At 67.7% G+C, this 25,162-nt stretch carries 21 protein-coding genes; 11 read left to right on the top strand and 10 right to left on the bottom strand.

The annotated features are described in order from the left end of the window. Window positions 1–138: 138 nt before the first annotated feature. Window positions 139–1,425 carry an ABC transporter substrate-binding protein gene (locus H5399_RS11635; RefSeq protein ID WP_182783220.1) on the bottom strand — a complete coding sequence of 429 codons (1,287 nt, stop codon included), beginning with the start codon at window positions 1,423–1,425 and terminating at the stop codon, window positions 139–141. Between the two features lie 345 nt (window positions 1,426–1,770). On the opposite strand from H5399_RS11635, the gene H5399_RS11630 reads away from it, so the two are divergent. The 8 genes from H5399_RS11630 (at window position 1,771) to H5399_RS11595 (ending at window position 10,240) form a co-directional block, all read left to right on the top strand. Next, window positions 1,771–2,748, top strand: a complete 978-nt coding sequence (locus H5399_RS11630; RefSeq protein ID WP_182783219.1) for a serine hydrolase — start codon at window positions 1,771–1,773, stop codon at window positions 2,746–2,748. Window positions 2,749–2,909: 161 nt separating this feature from the next. Continuing rightward, window positions 2,910–3,842 (top strand): TIM barrel protein, encoded by a 933-nt coding sequence (locus H5399_RS11625; RefSeq protein ID WP_182783218.1) that lies wholly within the window; start codon window positions 2,910–2,912, stop codon window positions 3,840–3,842. 20 nt (window positions 3,843–3,862) lie between these two features. Next, window positions 3,863–4,867: a Gfo/Idh/MocA family protein gene (locus tag H5399_RS11620; RefSeq protein ID WP_182783217.1), complete on the top strand. Its 1,005-nt coding sequence runs from the start codon at window positions 3,863–3,865 to the stop codon at window positions 4,865–4,867. A 96-nt stretch (window positions 4,868–4,963) separates the two neighbouring features. Continuing rightward, the gene (locus H5399_RS11615; protein WP_182783216.1) at window positions 4,964–5,833 is read left to right on the top strand and encodes a sugar phosphate isomerase/epimerase; all 870 of its coding nucleotides are present in this window, start codon (window positions 4,964–4,966) and stop codon (window positions 5,831–5,833) included. 128 nt (window positions 5,834–5,961) lie between these two features. Continuing rightward, window positions 5,962–6,987 (top strand): sugar ABC transporter substrate-binding protein, encoded by a 1,026-nt coding sequence (locus tag H5399_RS11610; protein WP_182783215.1) that lies wholly within the window; start codon window positions 5,962–5,964, stop codon window positions 6,985–6,987. 63 nt (window positions 6,988–7,050) lie between these two features. Further along, complete coding sequence (locus tag H5399_RS11605; RefSeq protein WP_182783214.1) at window positions 7,051–8,550, top strand: sugar ABC transporter ATP-binding protein; 1,500 nt, start codon at window positions 7,051–7,053, stop codon at window positions 8,548–8,550. Window positions 8,551–8,567: 17 nt separating this feature from the next. Then, entirely contained in the window at window positions 8,568–9,563 is a 996-nt protein-coding gene (locus tag H5399_RS11600; RefSeq protein ID WP_182783213.1) for an ABC transporter permease, read from the top strand. Window positions 9,564–9,634: 71 nt separating this feature from the next. Beyond that, entirely contained in the window at window positions 9,635–10,240 is a 606-nt protein-coding gene (locus tag H5399_RS11595; protein ID WP_182783212.1) for a histidine phosphatase family protein, read from the top strand. A 1,058-nt stretch (window positions 10,241–11,298) separates the two neighbouring features. On the opposite strand, the gene iolG is transcribed toward H5399_RS11595, so the two are convergent. After that, on the bottom strand, window positions 11,299–12,285 hold the full coding sequence (iolG, locus tag H5399_RS11590; protein ID WP_182783211.1) for an inositol 2-dehydrogenase: 987 nt from the start codon (window positions 12,283–12,285) through the stop codon (window positions 11,299–11,301). Between the two features lie 175 nt (window positions 12,286–12,460). On the opposite strand from iolG, the gene H5399_RS11585 reads away from it, so the two are divergent. Continuing rightward, a complete protein-coding gene (locus H5399_RS11585; RefSeq protein WP_182783210.1) occupies window positions 12,461–13,321 on the top strand; it encodes a TIM barrel protein in 861 nt (286 codons plus the stop codon). Between the two features lie 69 nt (window positions 13,322–13,390). On the opposite strand, the gene H5399_RS11580 is transcribed toward H5399_RS11585, so the two are convergent. From H5399_RS11580 to iolC, 7 genes are all read right to left on the bottom strand, one after another. Beyond that, window positions 13,391–14,518 (bottom strand): zinc-binding dehydrogenase, encoded by a 1,128-nt coding sequence (locus H5399_RS11580; RefSeq protein WP_182783209.1) that lies wholly within the window; start codon window positions 14,516–14,518, stop codon window positions 13,391–13,393. 100 nt (window positions 14,519–14,618) lie between these two features. Next, a complete protein-coding gene (locus H5399_RS11575) occupies window positions 14,619–15,011 on the bottom strand; it encodes a phage holin family protein (protein WP_182783208.1) in 393 nt (130 codons plus the stop codon). A gap of 736 nt (window positions 15,012–15,747) precedes the next feature. Continuing rightward, complete coding sequence (locus H5399_RS11570) at window positions 15,748–16,941, bottom strand: Gfo/Idh/MocA family protein (protein ID WP_220490977.1); 1,194 nt, start codon at window positions 16,939–16,941, stop codon at window positions 15,748–15,750. Window positions 16,942–17,067: 126 nt separating this feature from the next. Next, window positions 17,068–18,573, bottom strand: coding sequence for a CoA-acylating methylmalonate-semialdehyde dehydrogenase (locus H5399_RS11565; protein WP_182783367.1), 1,506 nt, complete (start codon window positions 18,571–18,573; stop codon window positions 17,068–17,070). A gap of 26 nt (window positions 18,574–18,599) precedes the next feature. Further along, window positions 18,600–20,480 carry a 3D-(3,5/4)-trihydroxycyclohexane-1,2-dione acylhydrolase (decyclizing) gene (gene iolD / locus H5399_RS11560; RefSeq protein WP_182783207.1) on the bottom strand — a complete coding sequence of 627 codons (1,881 nt, stop codon included), beginning with the start codon at window positions 20,478–20,480 and terminating at the stop codon, window positions 18,600–18,602. A gap of 19 nt (window positions 20,481–20,499) precedes the next feature. Continuing rightward, complete coding sequence (gene iolB / locus H5399_RS11555) at window positions 20,500–21,372, bottom strand: 5-deoxy-glucuronate isomerase (RefSeq protein ID WP_182783206.1); 873 nt, start codon at window positions 21,370–21,372, stop codon at window positions 20,500–20,502. After that, window positions 21,372–22,367: a 5-dehydro-2-deoxygluconokinase gene (gene iolC / locus H5399_RS11550; protein WP_182783205.1), complete on the bottom strand. Its 996-nt coding sequence runs from the start codon at window positions 22,365–22,367 to the stop codon at window positions 21,372–21,374. The genes iolB and iolC overlap by 1 nt, the downstream gene beginning before the upstream one ends. Window positions 22,368–22,514: 147 nt before the next feature. Here iolC and H5399_RS11545 point away from each other — a divergent pair, with 147 nt between their 5' ends. Then, complete coding sequence (locus tag H5399_RS11545) at window positions 22,515–23,261, top strand: GntR family transcriptional regulator (protein WP_182783204.1); 747 nt, start codon at window positions 22,515–22,517, stop codon at window positions 23,259–23,261. 147 nt (window positions 23,262–23,408) lie between these two features. Then, complete coding sequence (locus H5399_RS11540) at window positions 23,409–24,485, top strand: transaldolase family protein (RefSeq protein ID WP_182783203.1); 1,077 nt, start codon at window positions 23,409–23,411, stop codon at window positions 24,483–24,485. Between the two features lie 244 nt (window positions 24,486–24,729). On the opposite strand, the gene H5399_RS11535 is transcribed toward H5399_RS11540, so the two are convergent. Beyond that, window positions 24,730–25,158: a hypothetical protein gene (locus H5399_RS11535; protein ID WP_182783202.1), complete on the bottom strand. Its 429-nt coding sequence runs from the start codon at window positions 25,156–25,158 to the stop codon at window positions 24,730–24,732. Window positions 25,159–25,162 lie beyond the last annotated feature (4 nt).

Raw genomic sequence — 25,162 nt, 5'->3', positions numbered from 1 at the left:
CTCCTCCGGCGGGGCGCGGAGGCCGCGTGCTCTGCTGCAGTGACGGGCCCCCCGCCACGGGCCCGGCGAACCGGGCCCGCGGCGGTTGTGGCCGCACTCTTGGGTGCGATGGTCATGGTGTCAGGTCCGTTTCCGTGCTCAGCCGAGGATGACTTCGGTCTCGGCGAAGAACTGGTCGACGGCCTCGTCGACGGTCACGGCGCCGAGCCCGAGCGCCTTGCCCAGGTCCCAGAACTTCTGCTCCAGAGCACCGTAGCCGACGACCGGGACGGGCGGGGCGTCGCCGATGCGGTCCTCGACGGAGGCGAGGAAGTCGGCCACCTGCTTGTCGGGGCCCTCCAGCACGGCCCCTTCGAGCTTGCTGCTGGAGGCGGGGAAGCCGAGGGTGGTGCCGAAGATCTCGCCTGCTTCGGGGCTGTTGACAACGAAGTCCAGGAAGAGCGCGGCGGCCTCCGGGTGCTCGGTGTTCTCCGAGATGGCCATCTGCAGGCCTGCCTGGCGGTAGAGGTCCTTCGACCCCTCAACTGCAGTGGGAGGCGCGATCATCGAGATCGTTTCGGCCCCCGAATCGGCCAGGTAGCCGCCCAGGAAGTTGCTCCAGCTGGTCTCGCTGACGGTGAGGTTGGCGCCGAAGCCGGACTTGGGCGCGATCTCCTCCAGCTTGTTCTGGGGGACGCCGATGCCGTCGCGGACGGCCTGGCCGGACTCCCAGAAGGCCGTCAGCTCCTCCTTGGTGAAGCCGAGTTCGCCGTCCTCGGTGTAGAGATTCTTGCCCTCGGCGCGCAGCGCCAACTCGAAGGTCTGGATCCGCTGCGTGACGTCAGTGCCGCCGTAGACGGTTCCGCCGGTCTTCTCGGTGACGCCTGCCATCCAGTCGGTGAACTCGGCGAAGGTGGTGCCGCCCTCGGGCATCTCCAGCCCGTGCTCGGCGATCAGTCCATCGTTGACGAAGTTCGCCCAGGTGCTGTAGCCGGTGGGGAGCGAGTACTGGACGCCCTCAAGCTGACCGGTGCCCTTGAGCCCGTCGTCGAAGGTGTCCATGGTGATGTGATCGGAGACGGTGCCGAGGTCCAGCAGGTAGCCCGGCTCGGCGTACTGACGAAGGTAGCTGTCTGAGAACTGCCACACGTCCGGCAGTCCGCCGCCTGCGGCCTCGGTCTGCTTCTTCTCCCAGTAGGAGGGAAAGTCCGTGAACGTACCGTTGATCTCGATGTTGGGGTACTCCTCGTTGAACGCAGCGATCAACTTCTCGTACCGGGCAGCGCGGTCGTCATTGCCCCACCAGGTGAACGTGAGCGACACCGCCTCGTTGGGATCGAAGGAGGCGGTGGCCTCAGGGGCGGTCTCGCCGCCGCCACCACAGGCCGTCAGAGCCAGGGCCGCGCTGGCGATGAGCGCCACGAGGGTGTGCTTCTTGGGGAACATCAGTTGTGTCCTCTCGATTCGGAACGTCGTCGTTCTGGGCTGTGCGTGACGGGCAACTTGCCGCCCGTCGCACTTGGAAAGCGCCTTCCCAAAAGCTAACACCCTTTGAAACGTTTCGCAAGAGCCGGTACATAACGAAATGGACACAGCGCGAGGATCTTGACAGGACAAAAGGCCTAGTCCGGACGCAAGCGGCTCAGCCGAAGGCGTGGAATCGTTTCCAGCCGCTCCCCCGCTCGCTGGCGGGCGTAGCCACCCTCGGCCCCTCCCCCTGGAGCGCTCGTCACGCCACTACCATGGCGAGCAGGCAAGCGCTGTCCCTCCCCACACCACCGAGGCGTACCCATGACGACCACCTCCCACACCCCCGGCCTCAACGCCGCCTTCGACTACGTCTTATCCCTCGTCCGCGACGGCGCCCTCCCCACCGCGGTCCTGGGGATCGCCACTCGCGACGGCATCGTGGCCCTGGAGGCGTTCGGTGGCACCGGCACCCGCGAGGCGCGGACGGGCGACCACTACCGGCTGTTCTCCATCACCAAGCCCCTCGTCGGCCTCCTCGCCGCTCGCGAGCTGGAGCGGGGAACGCTCTCCCTCGACACCCCCCTGACCGACGCGCTCCCGGGGTTCGGCGCGGGCCGCGACGACGTCGTCCGCCTCCGCCACCTCGCCTCGCACACCTCCGGCATCACCGAGCCCGAGCTGGACGACCGGCGCCCCCTCCGCGAGGCCCTCGAGACAGCCGGCCGCGACACCCCCGTCGGCACCCGGCGCCGCTACTCGTCGCTCGCGTTCGAGGGCATCGCGGCGCTGATCGAGCACGCCGGCGGCGCAACCTGGGAGTCCGGGCTCAGCACCCTCAACGACGAGCTCGGGACCAGCTTCACCCTCGACGAGGCCTCGGACCCGCCGCCCGTCCTCGGGCTCGGAGCCTTCGACATGGCCACATTCGCCGCCCAGCACCACCCCGGCGCGGGCGTCATCGCCCGGGCGGAGGACCTGCTCAGGGTGGCCGTCTCGCTCCTACGGGGCGACGGCGCCGTCGTGCGCCCCGAGACCCTGGACCTGATGCGACGCCCCCTCACCGTCGGCATTCCTGTCCACGAACCGCTCCCGCAGGACGACGGCGACGAGTACGGCTTCACTGTCAAGCTCCCCGGATGGGGCGCGACCGACGGCGTGTTCGGCCACGCCGGCTGGTCCGGCACCGAGTTCTGGATCAACCCGGCGGCGGGTGTGGCGTGGACGCTGATGACCAACCGACCCGAGCGGCCCGGTTTCGAGGTCTCCACCATGGAACGCCTCGTGACGCGGGCCGACTAGTCCTCAGGGCGCGCCCCAGCGCGTCGTTCAATGTGCGGACAACTGAACCCGTCGCGCTCATCATCACCCTTGCAAAGTCTTGACCGACCCCCTATTGACAGTACAAAGCGAAGGATCTAGGCTGAGGCCAGCTCAAGGATGAGCAACCCGAAAGGATGACGATGGCTGTCGACAAGAGCCGTAACACTGACCCCCGTTACTCCAAGCTGACCGTCGGAGTCTGCCCCGACCAGTGGGGAGTCTGGTTCCCCGAGCACCCGGACCAGATCCCGTGGGAGAAGGCACTCGACGAGATGGCCGAGGCCGGCTTCTCCGTGATGGAGACCGGGCCGTTCGGCTACTTCCCCACCGACCCCAAGCGCCTCATGGACGAGATGGGCAAGCGCGGCTTCCGCGTCGTCGCCGGCACCGCGTGGGGCATCCTCCACAAGGAGGAGGCCTGGGCCGAGACAGAGAAGACCTTCCGCGCCGTGGGCGAGACCCACGCCGCCGTCGGCGCCGAGTACGTGGTGCACCTGCCCCCCATGTTCCGCGACGAGATCACCGGTGACTTCACCGACGACCGCCACCTCGACGGCGCCGCCTGGGACCTCTACATCAACAACGCGAACCGCCTCGGCCGCATGATGAAGGAGGACTACGGGCTCAAGATGGTGCTGCACCCCCACGGCGACTCCCACATCGAGACCCGCGAGGATATCGACCGCATCTTCCAGGCCACCGACCCCGAGTACGTCGGCTTCTGCCTCGACACCGGCCACATCGTCTACGGCATGGCCGACAACATCGCGCTCATCCAGGACTACCCGGAGCGCATCAGCTACGTCCACATCAAGGCCATGGACCCCAAGCTGGTCAAGCAGGCCCACGACGAGGACTGGCCGTTCGTCAAGGCCGTCAAGGCCGGCTGCTCCGTCGCCCCGCCCGAGGGCGAGCCCGACATGCCCACCCTCGTCGAGGCCCTCGCGGACCTCAACAAGGAGCTCTACGTCATCACCGAGCAGGACATGTTCGGCTGCGACCCGGGCTACCCGCTCCCCAACGCCATCAAGACCCGCGAGTTCCTGGCCTCCTGCGGCCTCGGCCTCCTCTGATCCGCGAAAGACTGACTCACATGACCCTTCGTATCGGAATGATCGGCCCCGGTGGCATGGGCAAGGCCCACATCGAGCGGATCCACACCGTCATCTCGGGCGGCCGCGTGGTGGCCGTCAGCGACGTCAACCCTGACAACGCCGCCGCGGTGGCCGAGCAGATCGGCGGCACGGCCTTCGCGACCAGCGCCGAGCTGATCGCCTCGCCCGACGTGGATGCGATCATGATCGCCAGCTACGGCCCGGCCCACAAGCCCGACGTGATCGCCGCCATCAAGGCCGGCAAGTACGTGTTCTGCGAGAAGCCCCTCGCTCCCACGGCGGCCGAGTGCGTCGAGATCATGGACGCCGAGCAGGAGGCCGGCAAGAAGCTGGTCACGGTCGGCTTCATGCGCCGCTTCGACGCCTCCTACCGCGAGATGAAGAAGATCCTCGACGACGGCGAGGTGGGCGAGGCACTCATGGTGCACAACGCGCACCGCAACCCCACCGTGCCCGAGATGTACACCTGGGACATGGCCATCAACGACACCGCCATCCACGAGATCGACACCATGCGCTGGCTGCTGGGCGAGGAGTTCGTCTCCGCGCGCGTCGACAAGCCGAAGAAGACCTCGCTGCGCTTCGAGCACCTGCAGGATCCGCTGGTGCTGATCCTCACCACGGAGTCGGGCGTCCGCGTCGACGACGAGGTGTTCGTCAACTGCCAGTACGGCTACGACATCCAGTGCGAGCTGGTGGCGGAGCAGGGCATCGTCCGCCTGGGTGACCAGGAGTTGGTCGTCCGCGCCGACAAGCTCGGCCGTCACAACCGGCTCACCATGGACCACAACCAGCGCTTCGGCCAGGCCTTCGTCACCGAGGTCCAGGAGTGGATCACCGCGGCATCGGCGGATCGCCACACGGGCTCCAGCTCCTGGGACGGCTACGCCGCCGCCGTGGTCTGCGACGCCGGCGTCAAGGCACTGACGGAGGACGGCGAAGTGCCGATCTCCATGATCGAGCGTCCCGCGCTCTACGCGTGACCTGAGGGCGCCCGCGTTCCGGCGGGCGCCCCTCACTCCGCCTCCCCTCCCCCCTCTCCCCGCTCCACCCCCGCCCAGCACGCCAAGGAAGCCGTCATGGTCAAGATCCTGCTCGACCCCTCCATGTACCACCCCCACCTCACCGTCGCCCAGGAGTGCGAGAAGGCCGCCGACCTCGGCTACGGCTACATCGAGCTGTCCCCGCGCGCCGACTTCCACGAGTGGCACCACTACCCCAAGGTCGACAACGCCGAGATCGCGCGCGTCAAGAAGGCCATGAAGGCCACGGGCGTGAAGATCGAGACCTTCAACCCCGTCTTCAACTGGGCCTCACCCGACGAGCAGGAGCGCCAGGCACAGGTGCGCAACTGGCGCCGGCTCCTGGAGATCGCGGAGGAGCTCGAGGTGCCCATGATGGCCACCGAGTTCTCGGGTGATCCCAACCGGGCGCTCACGAGCGAGCACCAGTTCTACCGCTCCATCGAGGAGTTGGCCCCGGACTTCGAGAAGCGCGGCATCGAGTGCGTCGTCGAGGCCCACCCGTACGACTTTGTTGAGACAAACGACCGGGCCGTCCAGGTGGTGCGCGGGGTCAACAAGGACTGGTTCAACTACCAGTTCTGCCTCCCCCACCTCTTCCACCTGTCTTCGGGAAAGAGCAACCCGCGCGAGCTGATGGAGTACGCCGGAGACCGCCTCCGGCACATCCACATCGGCGACGTGTGGAACCACCTGGCCAACGTCGGAAACCGCTACATCATCAACCCCCCGGGCGTTGACGCGCGCATTCACCAGCACAACGAGATCGGCAACGGCGAGGTCCCCTGGGACGAGGTCTTCGGGTACCTGCGTGAGATCGAGTACGACGCCCGCCTGTCCGTATGCGTCTTCGGATGGGAGGAGGACGCCGACGCCATCCACGTCCGGATGCGGGAGCGCCTCGAGTCCGAGTTCACAACGAACTGATAACATCTGAAATCTTTGTCTTGACATAGAGTTGTTTGTCAGGTCATCATAGCGGTGTTGCAACGATGCGACACTCCCTCCCTGCGGAGTCACCAGACACCGCAACCACCCTCGGAAGAGAGACTGCAATGAAGCAAGGAATCAAGCTCGTCGGCCTGTTGGCCGCCGGCGCCCTCGCCTTGAGTGCATGCGGGACCACCGCCAGCACCACCTCCTCGGCCCCCGCCGAAGGATCCGACGCCCCGACGTCGCAGGCCATCGAGACCGTGGCGTTCGAGCCCGGCGAGGTGGTCAAGCCCGCCGACGGCGAGGTCATCAAGATCGGCGTCACATTCCCGATCCTGGATCAGTTCCTGCAGACCGTCGCCGACGGCATCGAGGCCCGCGCCGCAGAAGCCGGTGTCGAGGTGACCATCGTGGCCGCCCAGGAGAAGGCAGACGTCCAGCTGGGCCAGGTGGAGAACTTCATCTCCCAGGGCCTCGATGGCATCATCATCATCCCCGTCGACACCGACGCGGCCGGCCCCATGACCGAGAAGGCCATGGACGCCGAGATCCCGCTCGTCTACGTCAACCGTCGCCCCTCCGACCTGCCCGTGGGCGTGCCCTACGTCGGGTCGAACTCTCTGGTGGCCGGCCAGCTTCAGATGGAGGCGCTCGCTGAGCTCGCCGACGGCAAGGGCAAGGTGGGCATCCTCATCGGCGACCCGGCCAACGAGGCCGCGCGTGACCGCACCGAAGGCTGCAAGCAGGTCCTCGAGGACTACCCGGAGATGGAGCTCCTGCGCGAGCAGGCCGGCAACTGGTACCGCGAAGAGGGCCTGGCCATCACCGAGAACTGGATCCAGTCCGGTGACGAGATCGACATCATCTGCGCCAACAACGACGAGATGGCCCTCGGCGCCATCCAGGCTCTGAAGAACGCCGGCAAGCTCGACGACGTGATCGTGGGTGGCGTGGACGCCACCGCCGACGCACTGGCGGCGATGAAGGCCGGCGAGCTCGAGGTGACCGTGTTCCAGGATGCGGCCGGCCAGGGCGCTGGTGGAGTGGACTCCATCATCAACCTGTACAACGGCGAAGAGGTCGCCGGCGTCATCGACGTGCCCTACCAGCTCGTCACCCCTGACAACATGGCCGACTTCGAGAAGTGACGGACCCAGGGGGCCGGGTGCGATGATCGCCCCGGCCCTCTGCTTCGGCAGGGAGGATAGGAAATGCAAGAGGTAATTCTGCGGATGCGTGACATCCGAAAGACGTTCCCCGGCGTGGTGGCCTTGGACGGCGTACAGCTGGACGTGCGAAGCGGCACGGTCCACTCGCTCATGGGGGAGAACGGCGCTGGCAAGTCCACGCTCATGAAGTGCCTGATCGGCATGTACACCCCCGACGCTGGCACGGTTGAACTCGCCGGTGACATGGTCAGCTTCAAGGACACCAAGGACGGCCTCGAGCACGGCATCTCCATGATCCACCAGGAGCTGTCTCCCGTGCCGGAGATGATGGTGGCCGAGAACATCTGGCTCGGCCGGGAGCAGCGCGGCAAGTTCGGGCTGTTGGACCCCAAGCTGATCATCCGCAAGACGCAGGAACTCTTCGACGAGTGGGACATGAAGATCGACCCGCGCGCCAAGATGAAGGACCTCACGGTGGCGCGCCAGCAGATGGTGGAGATCGCCAAGGCCATCAGCTACGACGCCAAGATCATCATCATGGACGAGCCCACCTCCGCCATCCCCGAGCGGGAGGTGGACCACCTGCACAGGATGATCAAGCGGCTCACCGACTTCGGCGTGGCCATCGTCTACATCACCCACAAGATGGACGAGGTCTTCAAGATCTCCGACGACATCACGGTCTTCCGCGATGGCAAGCACGTCGTCTCCCTCCCGGCGAAGGAGCTGGACCGCAACAAGCTGATCCAGCTGATGGTGGGCCGCGAGCTCACCAGCCTGTTCCCCAAGCTGGAGGCCGAGATCGGCGAGGTGGTCCTGTCGGTCCGCAACCTCAACCGGGGTCGGTTCGTCCAGAACGTCAGCTTCGAGGTGCGCCGCGGCGAGATCCTCGGCTTCGCCGGGCTCATGGGCGCGGGCCGCACGGAGGTGCTCGAGACCATCTTCGGGATCGAACCCGCTGACAGCGGCGAGATCTTCGTCGAGGGCAAGCAGCTCAAGGTCCGCGAGCCGAAGGACGCCATCGCGGCCGGCATCGGCATGCTGACGGAGGACCGCAAGCACAACGGCATCATGGGTGTGCTGTCGGTCCGCGACAACATCACCATCGCCGCGCTGCCGAAGTACAGCCCGAAGGGCTTCCTCAACATGGCGCAGATCCGCAAGGACAGCGAGGCCCAGCGCCAGGCGCTGCGCATCAAGACCCCCACGCTTGAGCAGTTGATCAAGAACCTCTCCGGCGGCAACCAGCAGAAGGCGCTCATCTCGCGCTGGCTGCTCACGGTCCCTGAGATCCTCATGATCGACGAGCCCACCCGAGGAATCGATGTGGGCGCAAAGAGTGAAATCCACCGCCTCATGTCCCAGCTCGCGCAACAGGGCAAGGCCATCATCATGGTCTCGTCCGAGCTGCCCGAGGTCCTCGGGATGAGCGATCGCGTCATCGTCATGCACGAAGGCCGCATCTCCGGTGAGCTCTCCCGTGCGGAGGCCAACCAGGAGTCCATCATGCAACTCGCCACCGGCGGCACCGCGGCCGCGTAGGAAGGAACCAACTACTCATGTCTGACACCACTGTCGAGGCCAAACCGAAGTTCAACGCGACGGCGGCCATCAAGAAATACGCCATCCTCCTGATCCTCATCGGGTTCATGGTGATCCTCGCCATCGTCACCGGGGGAACGTTCCTGAGGTCACAGAACCTCATCAACGTCGTCGTCCAGGTGGCCCCCATCGGCATCGTCGCCCTCGGCATGATGTTCGCCATCATCACCAAGGGCATCGACCTGTCGGTGGGCTCCACCGTCGCCCTGGTGGCCGTCGTCTCGGCCAGCCTCGCCCAGGTCCAGAGCGACACCGCGATGTTCCCCGGCCTCCCCCCGATGCCGATCTTCGTCTCGATCATCGTGGGCCTGCTCGTCGGCGCCATCGTGGGCGCCATCGTCGGCACCCTCGTCGCCTACTTCCGCATCCCGCCGTTCGTGGCAACACTGGGCATGATGACCGCCGCTCGTGGTCTGGCGAACATCTACACCGGCGGACGCCCCGTCTCCAACCTGGCGGACGGATTCAACTGGCTGGGCCAGGGCGCCATCCTCGGCATCCCGGTGCCGATGATCATCTTCCTCCTGGTGGCCGTGGTCATCTGGGTGGTCCTCAACCGGACCCGCTTCGGCCGGCACACCTACGCCATCGGCGGCAATGAGCAGGCGGCCCGCGTCTCGGGCATCAGCATCGGCAAGGTGCAGTTCCTCATCTACACCCTGATCGGCCTGCTGGCCGGTCTCGCCGGCATGATCCTCGCCGCCCGCATCGGCTCCGGCCAGCCCACCCTGGGCGTCATGCTGGAGCTCGACGCCATCACGGCCGCAGTCATCGGCGGCGTGTCCTTCAACGGTGGCATCGGCGTGGTGTGGGGCGTCGTCGTGGGCGCGCTGATCATCGGCGTCATCAACAACGGCCTGGATCTCATGAACGTCTCCCCGTTCATGCAGATGGTCGTCAAGGGCGCCATCATCGTCATTGCAGTCATCATCGACGAGCGCAAGAACCGCTAGTCAACACAGCAGTTGCAGGGGCGGGGCCGGTGCGGCTCCGCCCCTGTCGCATGCCCCGGTACGGTGGACCCATGCGCCTGATCCTGATCCGTCACGGGGAGACCGAGAGCAACGTCAACCGCCAGCTGGATACCGCATACCCCGGTGCGCCCCTCAACGAGAACGGGCTGACGCAGGCCCAGGCGCTCGTCGAGGCCATCGCGCACGAGCAGATCGAGGCCCTGTACGCCTCCACCCTGACGCGCGCGCAGCAGACCGCCGCGCCGTTGGCGGAGGCCAGGGAGCTGGAGCTCATCATCGCCGACGGGATCCAGGAGATCGCCGCCGGGATCGAGGAGATGAACACGGACTGGAGCGTGTACGTGGGCATGCTCAATTCGTGGGCGCCGCACAACCTCGACGCGGGGCTGGAGGGCGGCGAGACGGCGCGCCAGTTCCTGACGCGGTTCACCAACGCCGTCGCTGCCATGGAGCAGGCGGGCGACGAGGTGGTCGCGCTGGTCAGCCACGGCGCCGCGCTGCGGGTGTGGGCGATCTCTCAGGACCCGTCGATCGGGGTCGAGAACGCACAGCCGCTGCACAACACTCAGTGGATCGTGCTCAACGGGTCGACCACCGACGGGTGGAGGATCGAGCAGTGGGGTGACTACGTCACCTCCACCGACGACACGGACTGACCCTGACACGAGGCCCGTGCGGCCCTTGTCCCCCGTTGGTTGAGCCGCGCCAAGCCGCGAAGCGGCGCAACGCGCGTCGAAACCGACCCGCGCCCGGTGCAGGGGAGCCCTGACTCCCCGACGCTGGTTGAGCCGCGCCAAGCCGCGACTTCTTCCGCTGGGTGAGCCAGCCGCGGCGCGTAGCGCCCGCTGCTGCGTCGAGGCCTCCAGCGCCCGGTGCAGCGAGCCCTGACACGACGCCCGGGCGGCCGTTGTCCACATTCTCCCTGCTGATCGCGGCAGAATCCTTGGCTGGGTAGACGAGGCCGCCCGGGCCTCGTCTCACTGCTCCCTGCACTCGATTCCCTATGGCGTGGTCACTTCCGGGCGTGCGCCGTCAGGGCGGCCCTGGTGACAGTCTGCCCTGGCGGGACGCCAGTCCGGCGATCCCCGACCTGGGCTTCCCGACGCAGAGCCGCCCTGCCGTCCCCCACCCTCGCATTCACGTCCCGTCCCGTGCCGCGACTGGCGCGGTCGCCTGACTGTCACCTCTGGTGCCGTAGCCGACACTGTCGGTGGCACTTCTGATGCCGTAGTCGACCCCAGAAGTGACGGTTAGAGAGTCCACCCGATCAGGTGTCGCGACACCGCCCCAGCTGGATGGGCCGGGTTGAGCACCGACTGAGGCGAACGCTCAGCGGTCATCTCCCGTCCCGCCCACTCGGACGACTTGATGACCGAACGGGGGGTGCGCACGAAGGTGGGGGACGGCAGGTCGGCTGGGCGCAGGGATGCCCAGCCCGCGGGGCACCCAGAAGAACCCGCCTGAGACAGACCCGCACCAGGGCCGACCTGCCGGCACACGCCTGGACCGAACCACGCCACGCAGGTACCAGTGCAGGGAGACGTGACACGAGGCCCGGGCGGCCTCAACTACCCGGCCCCTCACGACCGGCGGTCGAGGAGCACGAGGTGGTCAAGGGCCGCACGGGCCTCGTGGCAGGGCTCCCGGCACCAGACAGCGCCAGGACCCGGCCAGTGGAGGTCAGGGACCAGGGCAAGTAGGGGTGACGCCTCGGTCAGAGGCGGACGGTGCGACCCTCGTGGGCGCTGACGGTCGCGGCCTCGGCCAGCTTGAGCGCCTCAACGCCGTCGATCACGTTGGGCGAGATGTCGCCGTCGGCCACCACCGCGTCGATGAAGGCACCCAGCTCATCGCGGTAGGCCGCCTCGTAGCGGGACAGGAAAAAGTTGAGCACCGGTCCCCTGGCGTCGGTCTGCGTGGCGCTGGCGGCGCGCACGGAGGTGGCCGTGAGGTTGTCGGCCGAGAGGGAGCCGTCGGCGCCGAACGCCTCGAGGCGCTGGTCGTAGCCGTAGGCGCAGGTGCGCGAGTTGACGATCGTGGCGAGGGCGCCGTCGGCGTTGCGCAGGAGGACCATCGCCTGGTCGAAGTCACCGGCGGCCTTGATCTCCTCGTCGGCGTTGGTGCCGAACGCGCTGACCTCGACGATGTCGCCCAGGAAGAAGCGCACCATGTCGAAATCATGGATGGTCATGTCCTTGAAGATGCCACCAGAGCCGGCGACGTAGCTGGCCGGCGGGCCCTGGGGGTCACGGGAGGTGACGGTCAGCTGCTGCAGCGCGCCGATCTCGCCGGCGGCCACGCGGGCGTTGACCTCAGCGAAGGAGGGGTCGAAGCGGCGGTTGAACCCCAGCATGACACGCGAGGCTTCGGCACCCAGCTCGTCCATACAGCGGTTCGCCTCGTCCATGCCCAGCGCGACCGGCTTCTCGCACATGACCCGCTTGCCGCCCTTGACGGAGCCGAGGATCTGCTCGACGTGCATCGCGGTGGGCGAGCCGATGATGACGGCGTCGACGTCGACGGCGTTGTAGACGTCCTCGACGTCCAGGGTGTAGCGCGCCCCGTACGCCTCCGCCAGGCCCTTGGCGGGCGCCTCGAAGGCGTCGTAGACCAGCGCAAGTGTCGCCTGGGGGTGGGACGCAATGGCGCGTGCGTGGACCTGGCCGATGCGTCCGGCCCCGATGATCGCGAAGCGGATCATGTGTGCTCCTGTGGGTTGGGCCGCGCACCAGCGTCACGGCAGTATGTCAGCACATATGATACTAGACCGCGTGGGCGGCACCCATTCTGGGGGTGGCCAAACATTCCCGAGTTTGGCAGGACATAATGGTTCCCAACGAGCCGCGCGAGGCGGCTTGGCTGCGAAGGAGCTGCACATGAAGATTGCCGGCGCACCCATCAGCTGGGGTGTGTGTGAGGTACCGGGCTGGGGCTACCAGATGTCCCCCGAGCGCGTCCTCACCGAGATGAAGGAGATCGGCCTCACCGCCACCGAGTTCGGCCCCCAGGGCTGGCTCCCAGTCGACGCGGAGGAGCGGGCCGCGGTCGTCTCCCAGTTCGGCCTCAAGCCGGTCGGGGCCTTCTTCCTCGCCGTCATGCACGACCCCGAATTCGACCCCATCCCCATGGTGGAGGCCGAGCTCCGCGCCTTCGAGATCGCCGGCGGCGAGTTCCTGGTGCTGGCCGCCGACTCCGGCCAGGACGGCTACGACGCCCGCCCCGAGCTCGACGAGCAGGGCTGGCAGACGCTGTTTTCCAACCTCAGCCGGATCAGCGACGTCTGCAAGGCCAACGGCGTCACCGCCGTCCTCCACCCGCACTGGGGCACCATGGTGCAGAACGTCGACGAGGTGGAGCGCGTGCTGGACAACTCCACCGTCGGCCTGTGCCTGGACACCGGTCACCTTGCCTGCGGCGGCGCCGACGTGGTGGCGCTGGTCACCAAGTACGCGGACCGCGTGGGCATTGTGCACGCCAAGGACGTGCGCCTGGACATGGCCGCCAAGCTGCTGCCGGGCGAGATCACCTGGTCCGAGGGCATCAAGGGCGGCATGTTCGTCCCCATCGGCGATGGCGACATCGACTTCGCCACCATCGTGCGCCTCCTGGATCAGGCCGGCTTCGACGGGTACTGGGTCCTTGAGCAGGACATCATGATTGACGAGGAGCCGCCTGCGGTCGGAGGACCCGTCGACAACGCGGCCAAGTCCTTCGAGGCCCTCAAGGCCCTCGCCTGAGGCATCCCCGGAACGCGCACAGGGGCGGTCACCGTGATGGTGAACCGCCCCTGTCGTATTGCGCAGAGATCAGAGGCTCATGTCGACGATGCCTCGGCCAGACATGGTGCCCGCTCGCAGCTTGTCGTAGCCGATGTTGACGTCGTCCAGGCTGAACACCTGATGCACCACGTCGTCGACCTCGATGAGGCCCCGCGCGGCCATGTCCACCACGGCCGGGAGGTCGACGCGGGTGCGCGCCCCGTACGATCCGATGATCGACTGGCTACGGCGCACCGTGCGGTTGATCTGCACCTCTGCGGACTGCACCCCGGCACCCAGGCCGATGGGCACCATGCGGCCGCCGTCGGCCAGGATGTCCAGTGCGGTGTTCCAGGTGGCCGGCCTGCCGAGCGCCTCGAACGCAACGTCCACGCCGTAACCGTCGGTCATCTCCATCACAGCCTCGCGGGCGTCTCTGTTCAGGAGGTTGACGGTGTGCGTGGCGCCCATCGTCCTCGCCGCCGCGAGCTTGTCGTCGTCGACATCGAGCGCGATGACCTGTCGTGCACCCATCACCTTGGCGAACTTGAGGATCATCGAGCCCACGCCACCAGTGGCGACGACGGCAACCGTCTCCCCAAACCGGAGGTCCGCCCCGCGACGCACGGCGCCGTAGGCGGTCATGGCGGCGCAGCCGAGGATGGCCGTGTTCTTGGGCGAAAGGTTGTCCGGAATGGGCGTGACCGACGTGGCCGGAACCACGCAGTACTCCGCCAGGCCGCCCATGGAGTACATCCAGATGGGGTTGCCGTCGTTGTCGGCGAGTCGGGTCTCACCGTCGTAGAGAACACCCTTGAGGCGGTTGAGCTGGAAGAAGGGGTAGCAGAGATCGTCGCGGCCGGCCCGGCAGGCTTTGCACTGGCCACACGGCATCAGGAATGCGCCGGCCACGTTCTGGCCGACGGCGAGCTCACCGGTGAGCATGCCGGGGCCGAGTTCGACGATGGTGCCCGACACCTCGTGGCCGAGGACGCAGGGCGTGGGGAAGGCGATGGCGCCGCCGAGGACGTGGAGGTCCGAGTGGCAGAGGCCGCAGGCCGCGACCTTCAGCAGCACCTCGTTCGCGCGGGGTCGCGGGGTGGGGATGGTTTCGATCGACAGCGGTTCACCCGGAGCCCGAAGGACTGCGGCGCGCATCGTGGCAGGAATGTCCATGCTGGCTCCTCATTGACTTTGTGTGGACAAACTCAGTATGGACCATGAGACACCGCGTGTCACTAGCGGGGCGAGATAAATCCGCCGCAACTATTTGTTCTTACATGGAATGATTGGTGGAATCGTTTGCACCCAGCGCCGAGGCCACGAGAGCGGAGATCACGGAGATGATCAGGGAGCCGAACACTGCGTTCCAGAACCCGTCGACGTGGAAGCCGAGGCCCAATTCGCCGGCCAGGTATGAGGTCAGCAGCAGCATGCCGGCGTTGATCACGAAGAGGAACAACCCGAACGTGAGGATGATGAAACAGGCGCCCAGGACGAAGGCGAAGGGGCGGACGATCGCGTTGACGAGCCCGAGGATGACGGCGACGCCGAGGAGGGTGAGCGCCTGGTCGACGTTGGAGTCTGCGGTGAGGGTGATGCCGGGGAGCAGCCACACGGCGACGGCGGTCGCGACGGCGGTGGCGACGAGGCGCAGGAAGAGCTTCATGCGTCTGAGCGTAGGGCTCCGGCCTGTCACGCGCCTCAGGGAACCCCCCGACCCGCTCCCTGAGGCGCTCCACCAGCCAAGTCGCCGGCCCCCGTCTGCAACTTGCGATGTGGAGAGCGGTTTGTGTGCATATACACACAAACCGCGCTCCTGATAGCAAGTTGCAGGTTGCAGACCGGTCCCTCCCCAGCGGCGCTGCCGGGCGAAGCTGGCACCGACCGAGCACCCCAACACCACAGTGAGCCAACGTCGGTTTCGACGCGGGCTGCGCCGCTTCGCGGCTCGGCCCGGCTCAACCAGCGGGAATGGGCGAGGGTGCGGGACGGCAGGGCGGGTGTGCGCAGTGCTGCCCAACCCGAGGATCACCTACTGGCGTCCCGCCTCGCCAGACCAGTCCCTCCCCCGGTCCAGCGGCGGTAGAGGCTCCACCATTGAGGGTGCGGGATGGCAGGGCGGGTGTGCGCAGTGATGCCCAACCCGAGGATCACCTACTGGCGTCCCGCCTCGCCAGACCCGACCCAGGCCCGCCCTGCCGTCGCGTACCCGGACCCGACCACGCCACAGGCAGACGAGTGCGGGGAGACGGGAGGCGAGGCCCGGGCGGCCTCGACTACCCAACCACCGACCCGGCTCACCGGAACATCGAGACCATGGACAACGGCCGCCCGGGCGTCGACTCACGGCTCCCCGCACCCGACCACTTTGGTCAACGTCCGAAACGGGGAGGGCGGAGCGGTCAGAGGCCGAAGGTGGTGACCGCCTCGACCGTCGCGACCTCGTGCCACTGGCCGTCGGCGGCGGACGCCACCACCGCCTCGTCGATCTCGGCGGCGGCCCAGCCGTCGCCCGCGGAGGGCGCGACCTGCTCGCCCGTCGTCACGGAGATGAGGAACTTCGCCGCTTCGACGGCCTTGAGGTCGTCGAAGCCCATCGAGGTTCCAGCGCCCGGCTGGAACCGGTCGAAGTCCGGCATGCCTGGACCAGCCATCACGCGGGTGTAGCCCTGGACAGGGCCCTCGCCGCGGCCGATGCACACGTCGACGTGGTTGAGCGACTCGAAGTTCCACCGCACCGACCCCTCCGTGCCGTACACCTCGACGATGTACTCCGCGCGCGGCCCGACCGAAACCCGGCTGGCCTCAAGCACCCCGACGACGCCGCCGTCGAACCGAGCCAGCACCGCGACCCAGTCCTCGTTGCCCACGGGCCCCTTCTCCTCGCCGACGGTGTAGCCGGAGTGCCCGACCCCGCCGGATCCGATCGGGATGGGGCGTTCCTTGATGAACGTGTCCGTCATCGCCGAGACCGACGAGATGCGTCCCACCAGGTACTGGGCCAGGTCCGCGCCGTGCGACAGGAGGTCGCCGACGATCCCGGCCCCCGCCCGCGCCCGGTCGTACCGCCAGGTCAGCGGCCCGTCGGGGCTGGAGGCGTAGTCCGCGATGAACCACACCCGGCAGTTCGTCACCCGTCCGAGCTTCCCGTCGCGGATCAGCTGGCGGGCGTACTGGATGGCCGGCACATGCCGGTAGTTGAAGCCGACGGCGGTGGCCAGCCCTGCACCGGCCGCGGCCTGGGCGATCTCCCGCGACTCCGTCGCGCTGACGCCCATGGGCTTCTCGATCCAGAACGGCTTGCCGGCCTCAGCGGCCGCCAGCGCGATCTCGTGGTGCAGGAAGTTCGGCGCGCAGATGGAGACCACCTCCACCTCGGGATCGGCGAGGAGGTCGCGGTAGTCGGCGTAGGCGCGCTGGAAGCCCGCCACGTCGACGGCCCAGTCTCGCGTGGCCTCCACCGGGTCGCACGCGGCGACCAGGTCACAGGCGAGCCCGAGTTCCGGGTAGCGCTCAGCGAGCGCCTTGTAGCTGCGGGTGTGCAGCCGGCCCATCCAACCGAGAGAGATGACGCCGACGCCGATGCGCTTGTTCATGATGTCCTGCCTGGCCCTCCGGGCCGTGAAAGAGAGCACTCACCGGGGCCGATCCCGACCGGGCAACAGCGCTCGGTCAGGATCGGCCCCAGGGTCAGTGCTCGAGGTGTGGTGCCGCAAGCGGCCTTACTTGGTGGCGACGAAGTCCAGGCCGATCTTGCCGTGGCTGCCGGAGCCGGCCCAGCGCGTCGTGACCACCTTGGTGCGGGTGTAGAAGTTCACGCCCTCCTGGCCGTGGATCTTGTGATCGCCGAGCAGCGAGTTCTTCCAGCCGCCGAACGAGTAGTAGCCCACCGGCACTGGGATGGGCACGTTGATGCCCACCATGCCCGCGTTGACGTCGAGCTGGAACTGACGCGCCACCTGACCGTTCTCCGTGAAGATTGCCGAGCCGTTGCCGAAGGCGCTGGAGTTGACGATCTCGATGGCCTCCTCGTAGGTGTCGGTCTTCACCACGACGAGAACCGGCCCGAAGACCTCCTCGCAGTACAGCTGGGTCTCGAGCGGGACGTTGTCCACGATGGTGGGGCCCACCCAGTTGCCGTTCGCGGTGCCCTCGACCTCGGAGCTGAACCCGCGACCGTCGAGCACCACGTTGGCGCCCTTGGCTTCCGCGTCGTTGATCCAGGAGAGGATCCGCTCACGGGACTTCGACGAGATGACCGGGCCGAGCTCGTTGGCGGGGTCCGAGCCGGGGCCCACCTTCAGGACCTCGGCGCGCGCCTTGACCTTCTCGATGAGGGCGTCGTGCGCGTCACCCACGGCCACAACGACGGGCAGGGCCATGCAGCGCTGGCCGGCCGCGCCGAAGGCGCCGGAGACGATGTGCTGGGCCGCGAAGTCCAGGTTGGCGTCGGGCATCACGATGGCGTGGTTGTTCGCGCCGCCGAGGGCCTGGAACCGCTTGCCGGAGGCGGCGCACCGGCTGGCGACGATCTTGGCCACCGGGGTGGAGCCGACGAAGGAGACGGCGTCGATGCCGGGGTGGTCGAGGATGTGGGAGACCACCTGCTTGTCGCCGCACACCACCTGGAACAGGCCGTCGGGCAGACCGGCCTCCTTGTAGAGCTTGGCCACCATGAGCGACACGGACGGCACCGGGGTGGCGGGCTTGAGGATGACTGCGTTGCCGGTGGCCAGGGCCATGGGGTGCATCCACATCGGCACCATCATCGGGAAGTTGAACGGCACGATGGCGCCGACGACGCCGACGGCCTGGCGGAGGGTGTGCACGTCGACGCCGGTGGCGGCCTCGACGGTGTGGTCGCCCTTCAGCGCGTTCTGGATGCCGCAGGCGAACTCCACGATCTCCAGTCCGCGAGCGATCTCGCCGAGCGCGTCGCCGCGGGTCTTGCCGCCCTCGCGGACGATGACGTCTGCCAGGTCGTCCTGGCGCTCGATGAGCAGCTGGCGGAAGTTGAACATGACGCGGCTGCGCTTGGCCAGCGACGCGCGGCCCCAGATCTTCTGGGCGGCGCGGGCTGACGCGATGGCGCGGTCGATGAGCTCGGTGCTGGCCTCGGCGACGCCGCCGATGACCTCGCCGGTGGCGGGGTTGTCGATGGGCAGAACCTCGACACCCTCCTCGAAGTACTCGGCGCCGTCGATCCAATGGGGCATGGTGATGGACATATCAGTCATTCCTTTAGTGTGCTGGCTCAGAAGAAGCGGCGCTGGCCCTTGACGGCCTCCGCGTACTCTTCGTAGGCCTTCTGGGTGGATTCGAGCGTGGAGGCGGCCGTGACGGGCACGTCCCACCAGCCCGTGGCGGGCGGGTTGGGCCCGTAGAGGTCGGTCTCGATGTGGATCATGGTGGCCTTGTCGGAGGCCACGGCGGTGGCGTAGGCCTCGCGGAAGTCCGCGATGGTGCTGACCTCGATGACGTCCAGGCCCCAGGAGCGGGCGTTGGCGGCGATGTCGACGGGGATCAGCTCGTCGCTGCGCCCACCGTCGGCGGCGCGCATCCGGTACTTGGTGCCGAACCGCTGCGAGCCGCGCGACTCGGACAGGCCACCGATGGAGGCGTAGCCGTGGTTCTGCAGCAGGACGAAGATCACCTTGGCGCGCTCCTGCACGATGGTGGCGAGCTCCATGGGCAGCATCTGGTAGGTGCCGTCGCCGACGATGGCCACCACTTCGGAGTCCGGGGATGCCATCTTGCAGCCCAGCGCCGCGGGGATCTCGTAGCCCATCGTGGAGAAGGCGTACTCCACGTGGTACTGACCCGGGGTGCGGGCGCGCCACAGGGCCTGCAGGTCGCCGGGCATGGAGCCGGCGGCGTTGATGACGATGTCGTCGTCGCCCAGCAGCTCGTTGAGGGCGCCGAACACCTCGGTCTGTGCCGGGAGCGGGCCGTGGCCAAGGTGGTAGCACTTGTCCGTGGCCTCGGCCCAGGCGGCGCGCTCGTCGGCGATCTTCTGGGAGTAGGCCTCGTCGACGCGGTGCCCCTCAAGGGCCTCGGTGAGCGCGGTGAGCGCCTCGCGGGCGTCTGCCACGAGCATCTGGGCGCCCTGCTTGGCCGCGTCGAAGGAGCCGACGTTGATGTTGAGGAACTTCACGTCCGGGTTCTTGAACTGGGTCTGCGAGCCGGTGGTGAAATCGGAGTAGCGGGTGCCGATGCCAATGATGAGGTCTGCCTCGACGGCCAGCGCGTTGGCTGAGCCGGCCCCCGTGGAGCCCACGCCGCCGACGGCGCACTCGTGGTCCCAGTTGATGCCGCCCTTGCCGGCCTGCGTGTCGGCTACCGGGATGCCGGTGGCGGTGGCGAACGCCCGCAGCTCCTCTGTGGCGGCGGAGTAGATGGTGCCTCCGCCGGAGATGACCAGGGGACGCTTCGCCGCACGGATGGCCTCGACGGCGCGCGCGAGGGCTGCGCGGTCCGGCACGCGGCGGTCGATGTGCCACACCTTCTTGGCGAAGAACTCCACCGGCCAGTCATAGGCCTCGGCCTGGACGTCCTCGGGGAGGCAGACGACCGCGGCACCGGTATCGGCGGGGTCCGTGAGCACGCGCATGGCGCGCGGCAGGGAGACCATCAGCTGCTCGGGGCGGTTGACCCGGTCCCAGAACTTCGACACGGGGCGGAACACGTCGTTGGCGCTCACGTCGGGGTTCGTCGGGTCTTCAACCTGCTGCAGGACCGGATCCGGCATGCGGTTGGCGAAGATGTCCGAGGGGAACAGCAGGACGGGGACGCGGTTGGTGGTGGCCAGAGCGGCACCGGTGACCATGTTGAGGGCTCCGGGGCCGATCGAGGAGGTGACTGCGAGGGTCTGCATGCGCTCGGTCTGCTTGGCGAAGGCGGCGGCCACGTGGACCATGCCCTGCTCGTTGCGGCCCATCCAGTACTCGAAGGGCTCGTCGAAGGCCGGGTCGACCTCGTGCTGCAGCAGCGCCTGGCCCACGCCTGCGACGTTGCCGTGACCGAAGATGCCGAACATGCCGGGGATGAAGCGCTGCTCGACGCCGTCGCGCTCGGTGTACTGGTGCGCCAGGTAGCGGACGATGGCTTGCGCGACCGAAAGGCGGATGGTGGTCATGTGAGGATTTCTCGCTTTCTCAGGCGTCGAGCCGGGTGGGTGCGTAAGGGAGGCGGTGATCGACATCGGTGTCATCCCAGGTCTGGCGGAGCCAGCCGTAGCAGGGGTCGTCCACGGAGAGCCAGTCGGGCCCGCCGGGGCCGGCCATCACGTTGAGGTAGTACAGGTCGTAGCCGGGGGCCGCGACGCACGGGCCGTGCCAGCCGTGCGGAACCAGCGCGGTATCGCCCGTGTTGACGCGCAGGGCGACGTCGATGGGCCGCTCGGGCGTGCCGTAGGTGGAGTGGAACGCCATGCCGGGGCCGTGCTCGTCGGCCTTGATCTCGAAGTAGTAGATCTCCTCGAGCTCGCGCTCGTTCTCGGTGGTCTCGTCGTGCTTGTGCGGCGGGTAGCTGGACCAGTTGCCGCCGGGCGTAATCACCTCGCACACCAGCAGGCGGCTGGTCTGCAGCGTGTTGTTGAGGGCGTAGTTGGTGACCTGCCGCGACATTGTGCCGGCGCCGCGGAGGCCGACGGTGGCCTCGTCGGCCGGGCAGTAGCGCACGTCGAGCGTCTCGCTCGCCACCGCGCTGGGCAGGGCGTAGCGGCCGCCGTCGACCGAGGTGAGAGTGGCCTCGGCGCCGCGGGGGAGGTAGAGGTAGTCGGTGACCTCGCCGAAGATGGTGGAGCGCCCGTTGAGCGTGTGGGTCTCCCCGCCGACGGTGACTGTCGCGGCGCCCTCGAGCGGCAGTACCAGGCACTCGGACTCGCCCGTGCCGAATGCGTAGGACTCCCCCGCGGCCAGCACCGCGACCTTGAGGCCGGAGTAGGCCCAGTTGGCGGATTCCGGGCTCACGTCCACGGCGAGCGGCGGCCGCCCGGTGGAGCCGGCGGGCAGGACATGGTCGGTCATCAGTTCTCCTTGACGCGGTGGCGGGTCTTGGTATCGACGGGGTTGCGGCGCACGGCCGCGAGCAGTTCGGGCTCGCTCGGCATCGCCGTCGAGCATTCGAGGCGGGTGGCGACGAGCGCACCGGCGGCCGAGGCGGCCACCAGGGTGTCCACGAGCGGCCATTCCTTGATCAGGCCGAAGCACAGCGCGCCGCCGAAGGCGTCCCCGGCGCCGAGGCCGTTGACCACCTCGATGGGGGTGCCGGCCACCTCGATCACTCTGTCGGCGTCCATCGCGAGCACGCCGTCGGGGCCACGCTTGACCACCGCGACGTCCACGCCGCGGGCCATCAACGCCTCGGCGGCCCGCTCGGGGTCCGACTCGCCGACGGCCACCTCACACTCGGCACTGTTGCCGACGACGATGTCCACGTAGGGCAGCACCTCGGCGATGGCCTCACGCGCGGCCTCCGGCGAGGGCCAGAACTGCTCGCGGTAGTCCAGGTCCAGGATGGTGAACGGCCTGCGCCCGCGGGCCTTGAGCGCAGCCAGGTGGGTGGAACGGCTGGGCTCGCGACTCAGCCCCGTCGTCGTGATCCAGAAGACCTTCGCCTGGACGATGGCGTCGATCGGAAGGTCCTCGGGGCGGAGCCGCAGGTCTGGCGCGGTGGGGCGGCGGTAGAAGTAGAGGGGGAAGTTGTCCGGAGGGAAGATTTCGCAGAAGGTGACCGGGGTGTTGAGGTCGCCGTCGACCTTCACATAGTCGTCGAACACGCCGAGGTGTCCCATCTCCGCGCGACAGAACCGGCCGAAGGGGTCGTCGCCGACGGCGGTGACGACGGCGGCGGAGCGACGGAGGCGCGCGGCGGCCACGGCCACATTGGTGGCGCTGCCGCCGAGGAACTTGCCGAACGAGGTGACGTCCTCGAGGCCCACTCCGTGCTGATGGGGGTAGATGTCCACGCCGATTCGGCCCATGGTCAGCACATCGACGCTGCGCGTGCCGAAAAGTCCCATGATGTGTCCCGCTTCTTCGAGGAGGTGCCCTCTTATCGTAACCAGTGACGGGCATTTGTCAAGACAAACCGTCAACTCCTGACAAAGGTCTAGCTACAACCTGACATTGGCAGTACAATGTGTGCACACGACGACGTGAGAGACCAGATGCCACACAGCGCCCCGTACATCGCGCAGATCGAGATCGATCGCACCAGCGCCACACCGCTCCACGCCCAGATCGCGGAGCCGCTCGCCAGGCTCATCGAGGACGGCACCATCGAACCCGGCACGCGCATCGAGGACGAGGTGTCGATGGCGGAGCGGCTGAAGGTGTCACGGCCGACGGCGCGCCGGGCCATGGAGACCCTCACCAACCGCGGCCTCATCGTGCGACGGCGCGGCGCCGGCACGCAGGTCACCCCCACCCGCGTCCACCGACCCATGGCGCTCAGCTCGCTCAACGACGACCTCGAGAAGTCCGGCGTGGACCCGCGCACCACCGTGCTGGAGTGGGAGATCGAAGGTGCGGCGCCGGGTGTCGCGGCGGCGCTCAACATCGCTCCCGGTTCCGAGGTGGTGCACATGCGACGCCTACGGATGCTCCGGGACGAGCCCCTGGCACTGATGAGCAACTGGCTGCCGGCCACACTCGCCCCGACCCGGGCAGAGCTGGAGTCCGGCGGCCTGTACGCCCGCCTGCGCGAGCGCGGCGTGAAGGTGACGGTGGGCTTCCAGCAGATCAGCGCCCGCCTGGCCACGGCCGACGAGGGCCGCCTCCTCAACGAGCCCACCGGCGCTGCGCTCCTGACCATGCAACGCACGGCCTATGACGAGCAGCACCGGGCGGTGGAGTTCGGCATGCACGTCTACCGCGCCTCGATGTACTCCTACGACCAGACGGTGATGGCCTGAGTCAAGCCCGGCGCCGCCGTCGCCAAGAAAAGTTCGCCTTGACCTGCGATTTGTTCTGACATATCCTTGACAGGACAAACCAATGTAGTGTCCAATGGTGTCAGGCCTCATCGTCGAGACCGCACCACCGCTTGAGAAGGAACCGCCATGACCATCGAGTACACCGAGGGACCGCTCCTGACCGCGGCCCGGACCACCCCTACCGCCCTGTGGAACGACTCGGCCGACCTTGAGGAGCTCCGCCAGTCGATCTCCTACGGCGGCGTGGGAGCCACCTGCAACCCCGTCATCGGCTACACCACCATCAAGCAGCACAAGGACATCTGGGGCCCCCGGATCCAGGCCATCGCCGCCGCCAACCCCACCTGGGGCGAGTCGGAGATCGGCTGGCAGGCCATCAAGGACATGTCTGTGGAGGCCGCCGAGCTGCTGCTGCCGATCTTCAAGGAGACCAACGGGCGCAACGGGCGCCTGTCCGTGCAGACGGACCCCCGTCACCACCGCGACGCGAAGGCCCTGGCCGATCAGGCCGTGGAGTTCTCTGAGCTCGCCCCCAACATCATCGTGAAGATCCCCGCCACCAAGGTGGGCATTGAGGCCATCGAGGACGCCACCTACCGCGGCGTGGTCATGAACGTGACCGTCTCCTTCACCGTCGCCCAGGTTGTCCGCTCCGGCGAGGCCATCGAGCGTGGCCTGCAGCGCCGCGTCGCTGAGGGCAAGTCCATCGACGACATGTGGCCCGTGGTCACCCTCATGGTGGGCCGTCTCGACGACTGGATGAAGGCAGAGGCCGAGCGCACCCAGCTGTTCATCGATCCGGGCCACATGGAGTGGGCGGGTGTCGCGGCCATCAAGAAGGCCTACCAGATCTTCCAGGAGCGCGGCTTCCGCTCCCGCGTGCTGTCCGCAGCGTTCCGCAACGTGCTGCAGTACAGCGAGCTCATCGGTGGCGACCTCGTCGTCTCCCCGCCCTTCAAGTGGGCCAAGCGGATCAACAACTCGGACTACGTGGCCGAGAGCCGGATCGACGTGCCCGTGGATCCGAAGATCATCGAGTCGCTGCAGCGCATCGAGGACTTCAACCGCGCCTACGAGGAGGACGGCCTGAGCATCGAGGAGTTCGAGAACTTCGGCCCCACCCGCAAGACGCTGCGCCAGTTCCTGGGCGCCGACTGCGACCTCGACGCCCTGGTGCGCGACTTCCTCATCGCCCCCGCCTGATCCTTATCCCCGTCCGGGTGTGATCCCCGGAATCCGAGCCGCGCAAGCCCCGGTCCGCTCCTGACGGACCGGGGCCTGCGTGCGTCCGGGGGTGGGTGGGTGGGGTTTGCGTGTGCCCGGGGGTGGGTGGGGTTTGAGCAAATGGCAGGGGTCACGGGTCGGGTCCCGCTCAGTCTGAGCGTGGGCCCTTCGTGACCCCTGCCATTTGCTCAAACCCACAGCCGCAGAAGCCCCCCGGGGTGGGTCAGCTGGCGCGGGGGTCGTCGGCGGGGAGCTGCTTCTGCAACGACGCCAACCTCTGGTTGATCTGCTCCAACAGCTCCGCGGTCTCCGCGTTCAGCGCCTTCATCGCCTTCCGCCTGGTCCCACCGGAGTTCGCTCCCCAGATGAGCTCACCTTGGACACGCAGCGCCTGCGCGTGTCGATGCCAACCCGCGGGCTCCGTCGCCTCCGGGAACGCCAGCTCGACGGCGTCCGCAGCGGTGTCGATGGCCGCCATCTTCGCGTCGAAGCGGATCTTGGGGTTGTTCGCATCCGTGGCCGACTTCAGCTTCCCCACCAGATCATCGAGACTCTTGGCGATCTGCGGATTCTCCCGCAGCGCGGAGACCAGCGTGACGGTGGTGGCGACCGCGGCGCCGGTGGTCTTGATGATGATGCCGAGCTTGCTCATGCGG

This window comes from Tessaracoccus sp. MC1627 (assembly GCF_014164725.1).
In the GTDB taxonomy this organism is placed as follows: Bacteria; Actinomycetota; Actinomycetes; order Propionibacteriales; family Propionibacteriaceae; genus Arachnia.
The sequence above is the reverse complement of the archived record's forward strand: the minus strand, read 5'-3'. Positions and strand labels throughout refer to the sequence as shown.